The sequence below is a fragment of the Streptomyces sp. NRRL B-1347 genome (assembly GCF_000720325.1).
Lineage (GTDB): Bacteria > Actinomycetota > Actinomycetes > Streptomycetales > Streptomycetaceae > Streptomyces.
Genome location: NZ_JOJM01000021.1, coordinates 22,749 through 37,054 on the forward strand (window position 1 = coordinate 22,749; position 14,306 = coordinate 37,054).

At 73.7% G+C, this 14,306-nt stretch carries 16 protein-coding genes; 11 read left to right on the top strand and 5 right to left on the bottom strand.

All coding sequences use genetic code 11. From position 1 onward, the window contains the following. Positions 1 to 12: 12 nt before the first annotated feature. The gene (locus IG74_RS0119235; protein WP_030678336.1) at positions 13 to 201 is read right to left on the bottom strand and encodes a hypothetical protein; all 189 of its coding nucleotides are present in this window, start codon (positions 199 to 201) and stop codon (positions 13 to 15) included. 198 nt (positions 202 to 399) lie between these two features. On the opposite strand from IG74_RS0119235, the gene IG74_RS0119240 reads away from it, so the two are divergent. From IG74_RS0119240 to IG74_RS0119250, 3 genes are all read left to right on the top strand, one after another. After that, positions 400 to 942 carry a Clp protease N-terminal domain-containing protein gene (locus IG74_RS0119240; RefSeq protein ID WP_037825737.1) on the top strand — a complete coding sequence of 181 codons (543 nt, stop codon included), beginning with the start codon at positions 400 to 402 and terminating at the stop codon, positions 940 to 942. Between the two features lie 108 nt (positions 943 to 1,050). Continuing rightward, entirely contained in the window at positions 1,051 to 2,067 is a 1,017-nt protein-coding gene (locus IG74_RS0119245) for an EamA family transporter (protein ID WP_107058976.1), read from the top strand. Positions 2,068 to 2,399: 332 nt separating this feature from the next. After that, positions 2,400 to 3,353: a DMT family transporter gene (locus IG74_RS0119250; protein ID WP_030678344.1), complete on the top strand. Its 954-nt coding sequence runs from the start codon at positions 2,400 to 2,402 to the stop codon at positions 3,351 to 3,353. Here IG74_RS0119250 and IG74_RS0119255 read toward each other — a convergent pair. Continuing rightward, on the bottom strand, positions 3,335 to 4,039 hold the full coding sequence (locus IG74_RS0119255; protein ID WP_030678346.1) for a pyridoxamine 5'-phosphate oxidase family protein: 705 nt from the start codon (positions 4,037 to 4,039) through the stop codon (positions 3,335 to 3,337). The genes IG74_RS0119250 and IG74_RS0119255 overlap by 19 nt on opposite strands. Positions 4,040 to 4,134: 95 nt before the next feature. Between IG74_RS0119255 and IG74_RS0119260 the strand changes: the two genes are divergently transcribed. Further along, on the top strand, positions 4,135 to 5,466 hold the full coding sequence (locus tag IG74_RS0119260; protein ID WP_030678348.1) for an aminotransferase class I/II-fold pyridoxal phosphate-dependent enzyme: 1,332 nt from the start codon (positions 4,135 to 4,137) through the stop codon (positions 5,464 to 5,466). A gap of 64 nt (positions 5,467 to 5,530) precedes the next feature. Here IG74_RS0119260 and IG74_RS0119265 read toward each other — a convergent pair whose 3' ends face one another. Then, on the bottom strand, positions 5,531 to 6,517 hold the full coding sequence (locus IG74_RS0119265; RefSeq protein ID WP_030678351.1) for a DMT family transporter: 987 nt from the start codon (positions 6,515 to 6,517) through the stop codon (positions 5,531 to 5,533). Positions 6,518 to 6,631: 114 nt separating this feature from the next. Between IG74_RS0119265 and IG74_RS0119270 the strand changes: the two genes are divergently transcribed. Further along, positions 6,632 to 7,534: a LysR family transcriptional regulator gene (locus IG74_RS0119270; RefSeq protein ID WP_030678353.1), complete on the top strand. Its 903-nt coding sequence runs from the start codon at positions 6,632 to 6,634 to the stop codon at positions 7,532 to 7,534. Positions 7,535 to 7,591: 57 nt separating this feature from the next. Here IG74_RS0119270 and IG74_RS0119275 read toward each other — a convergent pair whose 3' ends face one another. Next, positions 7,592 to 8,077, bottom strand: coding sequence for a pyridoxamine 5'-phosphate oxidase family protein (locus IG74_RS0119275; protein ID WP_030678355.1), 486 nt, complete (start codon positions 8,075 to 8,077; stop codon positions 7,592 to 7,594). A 247-nt stretch (positions 8,078 to 8,324) separates the two neighbouring features. Here IG74_RS0119275 and IG74_RS0119280 point away from each other — a divergent pair, with 247 nt between their 5' ends. Beyond that, complete coding sequence (locus IG74_RS0119280) at positions 8,325 to 8,975, top strand: cysteine hydrolase (protein ID WP_030678359.1); 651 nt, start codon at positions 8,325 to 8,327, stop codon at positions 8,973 to 8,975. Between the two features lie 4 nt (positions 8,976 to 8,979). Here IG74_RS0119280 and IG74_RS0119285 read toward each other — a convergent pair whose 3' ends face one another. Beyond that, complete coding sequence (locus IG74_RS0119285) at positions 8,980 to 9,459, bottom strand: Rieske (2Fe-2S) protein (RefSeq protein ID WP_030678362.1); 480 nt, start codon at positions 9,457 to 9,459, stop codon at positions 8,980 to 8,982. Between the two features lie 89 nt (positions 9,460 to 9,548). Between IG74_RS0119285 and IG74_RS0119290 the strand changes: the two genes are divergently transcribed. From IG74_RS0119290 to IG74_RS0119310, 5 genes are all read left to right on the top strand, one after another. After that, the gene (locus IG74_RS0119290; RefSeq protein ID WP_030678364.1) at positions 9,549 to 10,325 is read left to right on the top strand and encodes a HipA family kinase; all 777 of its coding nucleotides are present in this window, start codon (positions 9,549 to 9,551) and stop codon (positions 10,323 to 10,325) included. Then, entirely contained in the window at positions 10,322 to 10,723 is a 402-nt protein-coding gene (locus tag IG74_RS0119295; RefSeq protein WP_030678367.1) for a DUF3037 domain-containing protein, read from the top strand. The genes IG74_RS0119290 and IG74_RS0119295 overlap by 4 nt, the downstream gene beginning before the upstream one ends. A gap of 146 nt (positions 10,724 to 10,869) precedes the next feature. After that, positions 10,870 to 11,631 carry a 3-oxoacyl-ACP reductase FabG gene (gene fabG / locus IG74_RS0119300; protein WP_030678370.1) on the top strand — a complete coding sequence of 254 codons (762 nt, stop codon included), beginning with the start codon at positions 10,870 to 10,872 and terminating at the stop codon, positions 11,629 to 11,631. 38 nt (positions 11,632 to 11,669) lie between these two features. Beyond that, on the top strand, positions 11,670 to 12,425 hold the full coding sequence (locus IG74_RS0119305) for an SDR family oxidoreductase (RefSeq protein ID WP_030678373.1): 756 nt from the start codon (positions 11,670 to 11,672) through the stop codon (positions 12,423 to 12,425). Between the two features lie 202 nt (positions 12,426 to 12,627). Then, complete coding sequence (locus tag IG74_RS0119310) at positions 12,628 to 14,214, top strand: ABC transporter substrate-binding protein (protein ID WP_030678377.1); 1,587 nt, start codon at positions 12,628 to 12,630, stop codon at positions 14,212 to 14,214. Positions 14,215 to 14,306 lie beyond the last annotated feature (92 nt).

The window sequence follows — 14,306 nt, forward strand, 5'->3', positions numbered from 1 at the left end:
GCCTTGGCGCGGTCAGCCGACGCGCTGTATCTCGGCCGCGTCGAAGAGGTCGGAGGCCCGGGGGTAGGGGCCCTCGTCGTGGCAGTGCCACGCTTCCCAGAACAGATCGGCGGGCAGGGCTTCCTCCGGCGCGTACACGCGGTACACGTACAGTCGGCCGTCGACCGCCGGCAGGGTGACCAGCCAGCACCTGCTCTCCATGCCACAGACAGACGAGCGCCGGAGCGGACTGGTTGCGCGTCCGGCGCGAAGCATGAAGGCGCGCGCCCCACCTGCGAAAACAGCCGAAAGTCATCCGTAAGGAGGACAACCCGCCCGGCGGTGCCCAACTTGCGTGGGACGCGGAAATGCTTCCCGCCGCCGATGCCGGGAGCCGCGGGGGCTGATGGGGTGGGAGGTGTGCAAAGCCGTACCCCTCAGGGCGCCGAACCCGGCCCGACCCGAACCGACGTCGATTCCAGCCTGAGCGCGGCGCTGGCCTCGGTGCTGTCCGGTGCGCGCAGGCGGGCCGTGCGGGACGGGGACCGGCAGGTCGACACGGCCCATCTGCTGCACTCGCTCCTCGAGTACGAGCCGCAGGTCCGGGCGGTCTTCGACGGCGGGCCGCAGATCGCGCGGCTGCTCGGCTACCTCGTCCAGCGCAGCATCGGCTACGGCCTCCAGTGGCAGGGCACCGTCGAGGACTCCGGGGCCGTGCCGGTCGTGCCGTCCGCGAAGGAAACGGTTCTCTCGCCCGCCGCCGCCGGGGCCATGGAGGCCGCGCACGAGCGTGCCGTGCTGCGCGGCGAGCCCCTGGCCCACGGCGTCGACCTGCTCGCCGCCCTCGCCGCCGACCGGGAGTGCCGGGCCGTCGAGGTGCTGCGACGCGCGGGCGTCGACGCCGACGTGCTGCTCGCACGCCTGGAGAGCGACGGCGACACGGGGTGCGAACCGGCCTGGTGACGGCCCGCGCGCCCGGCGTGACCGGCGTGCACCGCACGGCGGCGTCCGCCGATTGAGACAGTGGTCATCAGGGGTGACGGTCATGACCTCGGCTGTCATCATGTGCCGGTGCGTGGGACTCAGAAGAAGCTTCGGGGCGCGGCGGCGGACGGCGGCAGAGGGCTCGGGCTCGGCCTCGCCCTGGTGTCGGCGGTCGCCTTCGGCGGCTCGGGGGTCGCGGCCAAGCCGCTGATCGAGGGCGGTCTCGACGCGCTGCACGTGGTGTGGCTGCGGGTCGCGGGCGCCGCGCTCGTGATGCTGCCCGTGGCCTGGCGGCACCGGGCGCTCGTGCGGCGCAGGCCCGCGCTGCTCGCCGGGTTCGGACTGCTCGCCGTCGCCGGCGTGCAGGCCTGCTACTTCGCCTCGATCTCCCGCATCCCGGTCGGCGTCGCGCTGCTCGTGGAGTACCTCGCGCCCGCGCTCGTGCTCGGCTGGGTGCGGTTCGTGCAGCGCAGGCCCGTGACGCGGGCCGCCGCGCTCGGCGTGGTGCTCGCCGTGGGCGGGCTCGCCTGCGTCGTCGAGGTCTGGTCGGGGCTCAGCTTCGACGCGGTCGGACTCCTGCTCGCGCTCGGCGCCGCCTGCTGCCAGGTCGGCTACTTCGTCCTGTCCGACCAGGGCAGCGACGCGGGCGCCGACGCCCCGGACCCGCTCGGCGTCATCGCGTACGGCCTGCTCGTCGGCGCGGCCGTGCTCACGGTGCTCGCCCGCCCCTGGGGCATGGACTGGGGCGTGCTCGCCCGCACCGCCGACATGGACGGCTCGCGCGTGCCCGCGTGGGTGCTCGTCGGCTGGATCGTGCTGATCGCCACGGTCGTCGCGTACGTCACCGGGGTGCTCTCGGTGCGCCGCCTCTCGCCGGCGGTCGCGGGCGTCGTGGCCTGCCTGGAAGCGGTCGTCGCCACCGTGCTCGCCTGGGTCCTGCTGGGGGAGCGGCTCTCGGCGCCGCAGCTCGTCGGGGGCGCCCTCGTCCTGGTGGGCGCGTTCATCGCCCAGTCGTCGGCGCCCGCGAAGCCCTCGCCCGACGACACCGCGGGCGCCGTCCCGGAATCCGAACAACGGTTGTCCCCGAGCGGGACCGCCGCATAAGGTGCCGATCATGCACGCACGAGCACTCGTTCTTCCGCCTCCGGCCGCCTGAGCGCGGGCCCCACACGGATCACGCCCGGCCCTCGGCCGGGCCGAGCGGTGCTGCCCGCAGACGACAAGTCCCAGACCTGCGTCCCAGCGGCCCGTGCGGGATGCCGTCCCCTTTCTTCTTCGGGGCGGCCCCTGTTGAGCCTGTGCCTGCGGGCACTCCTCGTCGCCACGCCCGGCCGTGACGCGGTCTCCTTCTCGAACCGCTGCGGAGATTCCACGTGTCGAGCGTGTCCAGCACGTCCCCCGCGTCCACGGACGCTACCCCCGTTCCCGTCACCGCCCTGCCCCGGCTTTCCGTGGGGCGCGGCCTCGTCTACCTAGGCATCGCCGGAGCCGCCTGGGGCACCGCGGGCGCCGCCGCCTCGCTGGTCTTCTCGGCCGGCGGGATGGGGCCCGTCACTTTGTCCTTCTGGCGTTGCGCCGGCGGGTTCCTGCTGCTGTTCGCCGTGCGTCTGGTGCGGTCGCGCGGCGGTGCCCGCAGCGTGCCCGTACGGCGCCCTTCGGCCCGCAGCGCCGGGCGCGTCGTCGCGATCGGTCTGGCCCTGACCGTGTTCCAGACCGCGTACTTCGCCGCCGTGGAGGCCACCGGACTCGCGGTCGGCACGGTCGTCACGCTCGGGGCGGGCCCCGTGCTCATCGCGCTCGGCGCCCGTCTGACCCTGGGCGAGCGCCTCGGGCTCGGCGGCCTGTGCGCGGTGGGCGGTGCCCTCGCAGGGCTCGGCGTCCTCTTCGTGGGCGGCGGCGAGTCGGCCGTACGCCCCTGGGGCGTCGTCTTCGCCCTGGCGTCCGCCGCCGGGTACGCCGTCATGACGCTCCTGACCCGCTGGTGGGGCCGGGACGGCGGAACCGACGCGTCCAGCACCACGGTGTGGTCGTTCGCGGTGGTGTCGCTGTGCCTGCTGCCGTTCGCCGTGGCCGAGGGGCTGTGGCCGCACACCGCCGACGCCGCCCGCGTGCTCGGCTGTCTGCTCTACATCGCCGCCGTGCCGACGGCCCTCGCGTACGCGCTGTACTTCGCCGGGGCCGCCGTCGTCCGCTCCGCGACCGTCTCCGTGATCATGCTCCTGGAGCCGGTGAGCGCTGCGGTCATCGCCGTCGCCCTGCTCGGTGAGGAGCTGAACGCCGCCACCGTCGCGGGCACCCTCCTGATGCTCGCGGCCGTCACGGGCCTCGCCGCGGCGGAGGCGCGCGCCTCCGCCCGTGCGCGCCGCGCGCCTCAGGGCTCGATCAGGTAGTCGGGGATCTCGATGCCGGGAGCCAGGTCGGCGGCCGGGACGACCGGGTCGTAGCCCTTGCGCAGCGGCACGACGCCCGCCCAGTGGGGCAGGTCCATGTCCTCCGGCTCGTCGCCCGGCCCGCCGGTGCGCACCTTCGCGGAGACCTCGGCGAGATCGAGGCTGAGCACGGCGGTCGCGGCCAGTTCCTTGGCGTTCGCGGGCCGCGAGTCGGCGGCGCGGCCGGGCACCACGTGCTCGACGAGCGCGTCGAGCGCGGTCCGCTTCTCCTCCGGGTCCGTGACCTGGCGCGCGATGCCGTGCACCACCACGGAGCGGTAGTTGATCGAGTGGTGGAAGGCCGAGCGGGCCAGCACGAGGCCGTCCACGTGCGTCACCGTCAGACACACCGGAAGGCCCGGGTCCGCGTGGTCGTCCGGCTGCGCGGCCCCGGCCATCCGCAGCGGGCGCGACCCCGTCGAACCGTGCACGTAGAGCCGCTCGCCGACCCTGCCGTACAGCGTCGGCAGCACGATCGGGGCGCCGTCGCGGACGAAGCCGAGGTGGCACACGTACGACTCGTCGAGTATCGCGTGCACCAGCGTGCGGTCGTACGCGGCGCGTTCGCGGGCCCGGGTGGGCACGGTGCGGTCGGTCGCCGCATAGGGGGCGCTGTCCGGCGTGGCCGAGTGCGTCGTCGTCTCCATGGCTTCTCCCTCGGGTGCGCGCCGCGCTCCGGCCTCCGTGGGCCGTGCGCGCCGCCGCTTTGCCTCATCGATTGCACTAGTGCATACTGTGCTTTGTGCTAGGAGAGTATCCGATCGCCGGGCGGGGCGCAGCCGAGATCGCCGCCAGTGTCGAGCGCGCCGTCGGGCGCGGTGACCTGGAGCCGGGGCAAGCGCTGCCCCCGATGCGGGAGTTGGCGCGCCAACTGGGGGTGAATCCCAACACGGTGGCGGCGGCCTACCGCACGCTGCGCGAGCGCGGCGTGATCGAGACGGCGGGGCGGCGCGGCAGCCGGGTGCGGAGCAAGCCCGCGACCACCGCGCGCGAGTACAGCCGCCTCGTCGTGCCGCCCGGGGTGCGGGACGTCGCGAGCGGCAATCCGGACACGGCGCTCCTGCCGCCGCTCGCCGGGGCCTTCGCGGCCGCCGCGGCGCACGCGGACCAGCACCCCGACCTGTACGGGGAGTCCGCCGTCGACCCCGCGTTCGGCCGCTGCGCGCGCGGGGTGCTCGACCGCGACGGGGTGCCCCAGGGTCCGCTGGCCGTCACCTCAGGAGCGCTCGACGCGATCGAGCGGGTGCTCGTCACCCGGCTGAAGGTCGGCGACGCGGTGGCGGTGGAGGACCCCGGATGGGGCAGTGTCCTGGACCTCGTGCCCGCGCTCGGCCTGCGGCCGGTCCCGGTCGGCGTCGACGACGAGGGGCCGCTGCCCGACGACGTCGAGCGGGCGCTGCGGGCCGGGGCCCGGGCGCTCGTCGTCACCGCCCGCGCCCAGAACCCGACCGGCGCGGCCGTGAGCGCCACGCGCGCGCGTGCCCTGCGGGAGGTCCTCACCGCGCACAAGGAGACGCTGGTCATCGAGGACGACCACGGCCACGGCATCGTCGACCTGCCGCTGCACACCCTGACCGGGGTGACCCACGCCTGGGCGTTCGTCCGCTCCACGGCCAAGGCGTACGGCCCCGACCTGCGCCTGGCCGTGCTCTCCGGTGACGTCGAGACCGTCGACCGGGTGCAGGGCCGGCTGCGGCTCGGGCCCGGCTGGGTCAGCAAGGTGCTCCAGCGGGCCGTCGTACACCTCTGGGAGGGCGGCGCGGTCGACGCGCGGGAGGTGGCGGCCGGGTACGGAAGCAGGCGCGACGCGCTGATCGCGGCGCTCGCGGGGCACGGCGTCACGGCGTACGGGCGCAGCGGGATGAACGTGTGGGTGCCGGTCCCCGACGAGACGGGGGTGGTGGCCCGGATGCTGCACGCGGGCTGGGCGGTCGCCCCGGGGGCGCGGTTCCGCCTGGGCGCGGCCCCAGGGGTGCGGATCACCGTCTCCGCACTCGAAGGAGAGGACATCGCGGCCGTGGCCGAGGCGCTGGCGGCGGCCACGGGGCCGGTGGTGGAGCGCCGCTACGGCTGACGGCCGTCGGCCGCCCGCGGGTGTGCCCCGGCCGGCCGCGTCGTTCCCCGCCCCGTCGAGGCGCTCACCTCGCCCTGCGCGGCTTGGACTGCGTGAGCGCGGCGCCCGCCAGGATGATCACCGCGCCGACCGGCGTGGTCCAGGCGAGGGACTCGCCGAGCACGGCCACGCCCGCCGCCGTCGCGATCACCGGAGTGAAGTACGTGACCATCTGGGCCGTCGTCGGGCCGACCTCGGCGACGATGTCGTACTGCAGCAGGAAGGCGAGGCCGGTGCCGACCGCGCCGAGGGCGACGACGGCGAGCAGCGGCACCACGGGGAAGTGCCGCGGCAGGGTCGTGAACAGCGGGGTCACGACGGCCAGTTCGACCGTGGCGACGAGGAGCTGGGCGCCGGTGAGGGCGAGGTTCGAGTGGCCGGAGCCCGCCAGGGTGCGGCGTACGTAGATCCAGCCGATCGGGTAGCACAGCGAGGCCAGCAGGGCCATGCCCGTGCCCCGGGCGTCCAGGCCGCTGAAGCCCTGCCAGGCGCCGAGGACGGTGAGCACGCCGAGGAAGCCGATGCCGAGGCCCGCGACCCGGCGGCGCGTGGGGCGGTCCTCGGAGAGCGCGACGAGGGACAGGGCCATGCCCCACAGCGGTGACGTCGCGTTGCAGATCCCCGCGAGCGTCGACGGGATCGTCAGCTCCGCGTACGCGAACAGGGAGAACGGCGCCGCGTTGAGCAGGAGCGCCGCCACCGCCAGATGCGCCCAGGTGCGCGGGGAGCGAGGGAGCCGCTCGCGCTTCACCACCAGGAAGACCGCGACCACCAGCGTGCCGAACAGCAGCCGCCCGAAGGTGACCTGGAACGGCGCGTACCCCTCCGTGCCGACCTTGATGAACAGGAAGCTGAAGCCCCACACCAGGGAGAGGAAGGCGAAGCGCAGGCGCCAGTCCAGCTTGCGGCGGCCGTCCGCGCGCGGGGACGCGCTCCGAGCGGCTTCGGCGGGTGCGGGTGCGGGAGCCGGTCGGGAGGCGGAAGCCGAGGCCGGGACGGCGGAGGTGGTCATGGTCGCCACGATGGATCACCACATGCCTTAGCACAAGCGAGTTTTTGTGCCCGGTATCGCGTAGCATTGCTTATACGTCGATTCTGGAGGAGCCATGTTGAACCTGGAACGGCCATGTTGAACCTGGAGCGTCTGCGGACCCTCGACGCGCTCGCCCGGCACGGATCGGTGAGCGGCGCGGCCGCCGGGCTGCACGTCACGACGTCCGCCGTCTCGCAGCAGATGACCAAGCTGGAGCGCGAGGTGGGCCAGCAGCTGCTCGCGAAGAACGGCCGGGGAGTGCGGCTCACCGACGCCGGACGGCTGCTGGCCGACCACGCCGCGCGCATCCTGTCCCAGGTGGAGCTGGCCCAGGCCGATCTGGAGCGGCAGCGCGGCAAGGCGGTCGGCGAGCTGCGGATCTCCGCGTTCCCGACGGCGATGCGCGGCCTTCTGCCCACCGCCCTCTCCTGGCTGCGGGCCCACCACCCGGGCCTGCGCGTGACGGCCGAGGAGCTGGAGCCGCAGGCCGGCGTCCAGAAGGTGGTGCGCGGCGACCTGGACCTGGCGGTCGTCCTCGACTGGTACAACAAGCCGCTGCCGCTGCCCGACGGGCTCCTCAAGGCCCCCGTGCTCGACGACCCCGCCGATGTGGCGATGCCCGTGGCGCACCCGCTGGCCGACCGCCCCGAAGTCGACCTGGAGGACTTCGCCGAGGACGAGTGGATCACCTGGACGGAGGGCGAGTTCTGCCACGAGTGGCTGATGTTCACCCTGCGCGGCCAGGGCTTCGAGCCGCGCATCGCGCACCGCGCGGAGGAGCACCACACCCAGCTCGCCCTGGTCGCGGCCGGGCTCGGCGTGTGCGTGGTGCCGCGGCTCGGCCGCGACCCGATGCCCGCGGGCGTGCGGACCGTGCCGGTGCGCCACCGGGTGCGGCGGCACGTGTACGTGGTGTGGCGCACGGACGCCGACCGCCGCCCGTCGATCCGCGCGGCGGTGGAGGCGCTGCGGGTGGCGGGCGCGGGGCTCGGCTGACGGCGGGGCGGCAGCCCCGGAAGGGGCGTGGCTTCCGGAGGCGCCGGGCGGACTGCGTCAGTCTGCGGAAGCCCGGGCTGACTGCGCCAGCTTGCGGAAGTCCCAGGACGCCACCGCGTCCGGGGTGAGCCGCAGCCACGCGTGCCGCCCGTCGTGCACCATCGCGTCCATGTCGAAGTTCTTGCGCGCGAACAGCCGCTCCACGGCGTCGAGTTCGGGGCAGGGCCCGCCGACGCGCGGTGCCTCGCCCACGCGCTCGACGGTGCCGGTCAGCTCGGCGCCGCGCAGTTCGCCGTACGTCTCGCCCGCGTCGACGACGACCGCGATCCGCGGGTCGCGCCCCAGGTCCGCCCAGCGCCTGCTGCGCGTGAGCGAGTACAGCCACAGGGACGTGCCGTCCCACACGAACCACAGCGGGCTCGCGTGCGGGGCGCCGTCGGCGGACACCGTCGCCACCCTGCAGGTCCGCTCGGCGGTCAGGAAGGCGTCAAGCTCGCCCGGGGTCATCATGATCCGGCGGCCGCGGCGCTGGGTGAGGGCCATGCGTCGTCTCCTCGTCCGGGGGCCGTCCGCGCGGTGGTCGCGGTCGCGCGGCCGTGTGTCCGCGCGGAGGCGCGGCCGTACGGCCGCGCGCTGCGGCGCCCATAACTGACAATGCGTCAGATGAGCATGGGGTCTCTTCCGCCGGGGCGCAATGCCGGTTAGCCTCCCGCGCACCGCGGCCACCGACGGCCACGGCCCGCGACCGGGCGCGCCACGCGCCGCGCGGCGGGCTCAGCCGAGGGGGACCATGCCCACGTACGAACAGCTCAGCCGCCTGCTCGACCCGGCCGCCACCGCCCTGCTCACGGTCGAGTGCCAGCAGGGCGTCGTCGGGCCGCAGAGCGCGCTGCCCGAACTCGCCGAAGCGGCCCGTGCGTCGGGGGCCCTCACCAATGTCGCGCGCCTGGTGGCCGCCGCCCACGTCGGCGGCGTCCAAGTCCTGCACGCCGTCGCCGAGCGGCGGCCCGACGGGCGCGGTGCCAGCCACAACGCGCGCCTCTTCAAGGCCGCGGCGAAGCTGCCCGTGCAGCAGCTGTCCGGCACGACGGCCGTGCGGATCGCGCCGCCGATCGAGGTCGCGGAGGAGGACTTCGTGGTCCGCAGGCTGCACGGCCTCTCGCCGATCGCGGGCACCGACGTCGACGCGCTGCTGCGCAACATCGGCTGCCGCACCCTCCTGGTGACCGGGGTCTCGGCCAACGTGGCGATCCCGAACGCCGTCTTCGACGCCGTGAACCTCGGCTACACCGCCGTCGTGCCCGCGGACGCCATCGCGGGGGTCCCCGCCGACTACACCCCCGCGATGGTCCGCAACACGCTCGCCCTGGTCGCCACCGTGACCTCCACCGAGGAGGTCCTCGCCGTGTGGCAGCGGCCGCGACGCCTGCGGCCCGCCTAGCGGCTCAGGCCAGTTTGATCGAGTCCCCCTCCACGCTGATCCCGGCCGGGGGCAGCGGGCTCGTCGCCGGGCTCCTCTTCACGCTGCCGTCGGCGATGTCGAACTTGCTGCCGTGGCACGTGCAGTTGATGGTGCCGCCCTCGACACTGGCGACCGGGCACTGCTTGTGGGTGCAGAGGTTCGAGAACGCCTTGAACCGGCCCTTCTCCGGCTGGGTGACCACCACGCCCTCGTCCTTGAAGATCTTCCCGCCGCCCACGGGGATGTCGGCCGTCCTGGCGAGCACGGCGGCCGCCGCGCCGCCCCCTTCCTTCCCCTTCTCTTTCTCCTCGCCCGCCGGTGCGGAGGAGTCCTTGTCGTCGTCGCCGGAGCCGCAGCCGACGAGGGCGGCGGCCAGGCCGGCGGCGCCCGCGGCGGTGACCACGGTGCGGCGGGTGAGGTGGTGGCCCGTGGGCAGGGGGGAATCGTCGCTTGAAGCAGTCATGTCGGGGGATACGGATGCGAGGGGCGGGTTGTTCAAGGTTTGAGCGAGGGCGCCCCGCGAGGGTTTGGTGAGGCCAGTAACCTGGGGCAATGCTCTCCGAAGTCACCGCCGTCCGGTACGTCACGCCGTTGCGTGAGGGCGGCTCGCTGCCCGGCCTCGTCGAGACCGACGACGGCCGCGGGGCGTACGGGACGTACGTCACGAAGTTCAGCGGCGCGGGCCAGGGCCGCAAGACGCTGGTCGCGGAGGTGATCTGCGGGCAGCTGGCGCGCCGCCTCGGCCTGCGCGTGCCGCGCCTCGTGGGCGTCGGCCTCGACCCCGTGCTCGGCCTCGCCGAACCGGACCAGGAGGTGCAGCAGCTGCTCAAGTCAAGCGGCGGGCTCAACCTCGGCATGGAGTACCTGTCGGGTGCCCTCGGCTTCGACCCGCTGGCCTTCGTGGTGGACCCGGCCGAGGCCGGCCGCGTCGTGTGGTTCGACGCGCTGATCAACAACGTGGACCGCTCCTGGCGCAACCCCAACCTCCTGGTGTGGCACGGCGACATCTGGCTCATCGACCACGGCGCGAGCATGATCTGGCACCACAACTGGCCCACCGCCCAGACCGCATCCGCCAGGGCGTACGACGCCTCCGATCACGCCCTCGCCCCGTACGGCCCCGACGTCGCCGCGGCCGCCGCCGAGCTGGCCCCGCTGGTCACCAAGGAACTGCTCGCCGAGGTGACCGCCGACGTGCCCGACGCGTGGCTGGACGGCGAGCCGGGCTTCGACGGCCCCGACGCGGTGCGGCAGGCGTACGCCGACGCGCTGCTCCCGCGCGCGGAGAGCATCCACGAGCGCATCACCCTGGAAGGCGGCGGCAAGTGACCGACACGACCGAGGCCCCCGCACGGGACGTCTACGAGTACGCCCTGCTGCGGGTCGTCCCGCGCGTCGAGCGCGGCGAGCAGTTCAACGCGGGCGTGGTGCTCTACTGCCGCGCCAAGTCCTACGTCGCGGCCCGCGTCCACCTCGACGAGGCCAAGCTCCGCGCCCTCGACCCGGAGGCCGACGCCGCCGGGGTGCGCGCGGCACTCGGCGCCGTCGCAGGGGTCTGCGCGGGCGGCGACGCCGCGGGTCAGGCCGCGCCGGACGACGCCGGGCGGCGCTTCCGCTGGCTGATCGCGCCGCGGTCGACCGTGGTCCAGCCGGGGCCCGTGCACACCGGCCTCACCGCCGACCCCGAGGCCGAGGTGGAGCGGCTCGTCGAGCTCCTGGTGCGCTGATCGCGGATCGCCCGCCGTGCTGATCCCGGGGGTGCCGTTGACACCGGGTGCCAGGGCTTCTAGCGTCTCGTCTGCTGAAGGTACTAAGCGGTCGCTCACCTGGGGGCGCACCGCGGAGCCGCATCCCAAGGGCGAGGAGAGCCAGCATGTCCACCACTGAGCAGCGCGTCGCGGTCGTGACCGGAGCGGCGCGAGGCATCGGCGCCGCCACCGCCGTACGCCTCGCCGCCGAGGGCCGCGCCGTCGCCGTGATCGACCTCGACGAGGCCGCCTGCAAGGACACCGTCGAGAAGATCACGGCCGCGGGCGGCCGGGCCCTCGCCGTGGGCTGCGACGTGTCCGACGAGGCCCAGGTCGAGGCCGCGGTCGCCCGGATCGCCCAGGAGCTCGGCGCGCCGACGATCCTGGTGAACAACGCGGGCGTGCTGCGCGACAACCTGCTGTTCAAGATGAGCGCGGACGACTGGGACACGGTCATGAACGTGCACCTGCGGGGCGCTTTCCTGATGTCCAAGGCCTGTCAGAAGCACATGGTCGACGCGGGCTTCGGCCGCATCGTGAACCTCTCCAGCTCCTCCGCGCTCGGCAACCGGGGCCAGGTCAACTACGCGGCGGCCAAGGCGGGCATGCAGGGCTTCACCAAGACCCTCGCCAAGGAGCTCGGCAAGTTCGGCATCACCGCCAACTCGGTCGCGCCCGGCTTCATCGCCACCGAGATGACCAAGGCCACCGCGGAACGCGTCGGGATGGGCTTCGAGGACTTCCAGGCCGCGGCCGCCACGCAGATCCCCGTGCAACGCGTCGGCGAGCCCGAGGACATCGCCAACGCCATCGCCTTCTTCACCGGCGACGCGGCGGGCTTCGTCTCCGGCCAGGTCCTGTACGTGGCCGGCGGCCCGCTCAACTAGCGCCTCCGCTCCCTCCCCGACGCAAAGGACAGCCCAGAATGGCAGTGCAGGACAGCGGCAAGGCGGCGCTCGTGACGGGTGCGAGCCGCGGCATCGGCTACGGCATCGCGGAGGCGCTCGTCGCCCGCGGCGACCGCGTGTGCATCACCGGGCGCAACGAGGACGCCCTCAAGGAGGCCGTCGAGAAGCTCGGCTCCGACCGCGTCATCGGCGTCGCGGGCAAGGCCCACGACGAGGCGCACCAGGCGATCGCCGTGGAGCGGGCCATGGAGGCCTTCGGGCGCGTCGACTTCCTGGTCAACAACGCCGGTACGAACCCGGTGTTCGGGCCCATGGCCGAGCTCGACCTGAACGTGGCGCGCAAGGTCTTCGAGACGAACGTGATCTCGGCCCTCGGCTTCGCGCAGCTGACGTGGAAGGCGTGGCAGGGCGAGCACGGCGGCGCGATCGTGAACATCGCCTCGATCGCGGGCGTGGCCGCGTCGCCGTTCGTCGGCGCGTACGGCATGAGCAAGGCCGCCATGGTCAATCTGACGCTCCAGCTGGCGCACGAGTTCGCCCCGAAGGTCCGGGTCAACGCGATCGCGCCCGCCGTGGTCAAGACCCAGTTCGCCCGGGCGCTGTACGAGGGCCGCGAGGAGGAGGTGACGTCGGCGTACCCGCTGGGGCGGCTCGGCGTGCCCTCCGACGTCGGCGGCGCGGCGGCGTTCCTCACCTCCGGGCAGTCCGACTGGATCACCGGCCAGACCCTCGTGGTCGATGGCGGCATCTTCCTGAACGCGGGCGTGGGCTGACCGGCCGCCGCGCCTCCGGCCGGTGCGGGCACCCCGCCGCACCGGCCGACACGCAGGAAGCGGCGCATCGTACAAACCTCAACAACCGCTCTTAGGTGACGTACGCGCGCAACAAGTACCCCCTCGGCGTGCCGGGTTGGACCGGCCGGACCTTGCGGTAGCGTCTGCCGCCCCATGGCACGGCAGATCGAGGAGCGCCCGCGTGTTCACTAGAGGTCAGCTGCGATGCCTGCGTCCGTTCGCGGTGTCGTTGTCCATATCCCTGCTCGCCGGCTGCGGGATGTTCTCGTCCGGGGACTCGGACGACGAGGACGTCATCACCGTGGGGACGACGAGCGCGCCGACCACGCTCGACCCCGCGGCGTCCTGGGACGGCTCCTGGGAGCTGTACCGGAACGTGTTCCAGACGCTGCTGAGCTTCCCGTCCGGCGCCACGCAGCCACAGGCGGACGCCGCGCGCTCGTGCCGGTTCCGCGACGCGACCAGCACGGTGTACACGTGTACGCTCCGCGAGGACCTGAGGTTCTCCAACGGCGACGTGCTGGACGCCGCGGCCGTCAAGCACTCCTTCGACCGGATCCGGCGCATCGACGTCAAGGGCGGCCCCGCGGGACTGCTCGGCTCCCTGGCGTCGGTCGACGTCGAGGGCGAGCGGACCGTGGTCTTCCGGCTGAAGAAGCCGGACGCGACCTTCCCCTTCGTGCTCGCCACGCCCGCCATGTCGATCGTCGCCCCGGCCGACTACCCGGCGGACAGGCTCCGCGAGGGCGACGAGGTCACCGGCTCAGGACCGTACGAGCTCGACGACTACCGCGTCGACGAGAAGGCGGTCCTGGTCAGGAACGACCGCTACGAAGGCGCCGCCGACCGCAAGAACGACGCCGTGACCATCCGCTACTTCGACGACTCCGCCGCCATGGTCGACGCGCTGCGCGAGAAGGAGCTCGACCTGACCTTCCGCGGGATCGCCGCCGAGGACGTCGTGGCGCAGCAGGGCGCCGACAAGGAGGAGCACCTCCGGCTCGTCGAGGGCGCGGGCGCCGAGATCCGCTACCTGGTGTTCAACCCCAAGGACCCGTGGGCGCGCAAGCCCGCGGTCCGCAAGGCGTTCGCGCAGGTCCTCGACCGGCCCGCGCTCGCGCACAAGGTGTACAAGGACACCGTCGAGCCGCTGTACTCGATGGTGCCGCGCGGGGTGAACGGGCACACCACGGGCTTCTTCGACGAGTACGGCGAGCCCAGCGCCGCCAAGGCCCGGCGCATCCTCAGGGCCGCGGGCATCACCGAGCGGGTGCCGCTCACCCTCTGGTACGCCACCGACCGCTACGGCTCCGTGACCGCGGCGGAGTTCGCCGAGCTCAAGCGGCAGCTGGAGGCCTCGGGCCTGTTCGAGATCACGATCAAGGGCCGCCCCTGGAAGGCCTTCGAGAAGGGCTACGAAGAGGGCCGGTACCCGGTCTTCGGGCGCGGCTGGTTCCCGGACTTCCCGGACGCGGAGAACTTCATCGCGCCCTTCGTGGGCGAGCGCAACGTCCTCAACACGCCCTACCCCTCGCCGACGATCACCAGGGACCTCCTGCCGCGCTCGCGCCGCGAGGCGGACCGGGGCAAGGTCGCCGACGAGTTCGAGGCGGCGCAGCGCGTGCTCCTCGACGACGTCCGGCTGCTGCCGCTGTGGCAGGGCAAGCAGTACATCATGGCCAGCGAGGAGATCGCGGGCGGCGAACGGGCCCTCGACCCGTCGGCGATCATGATGATGTGGGAGCTGAGCCGCAAGACGAGCTGGTAGCCGCCGGGGGGGGGCGGGCCGGGGCGGGGGCGGGGATGCCCGGCCGGGACCGGTTGTCAGTGGTCGCCGGTAGGTTCTGTGCTGAAGAACGG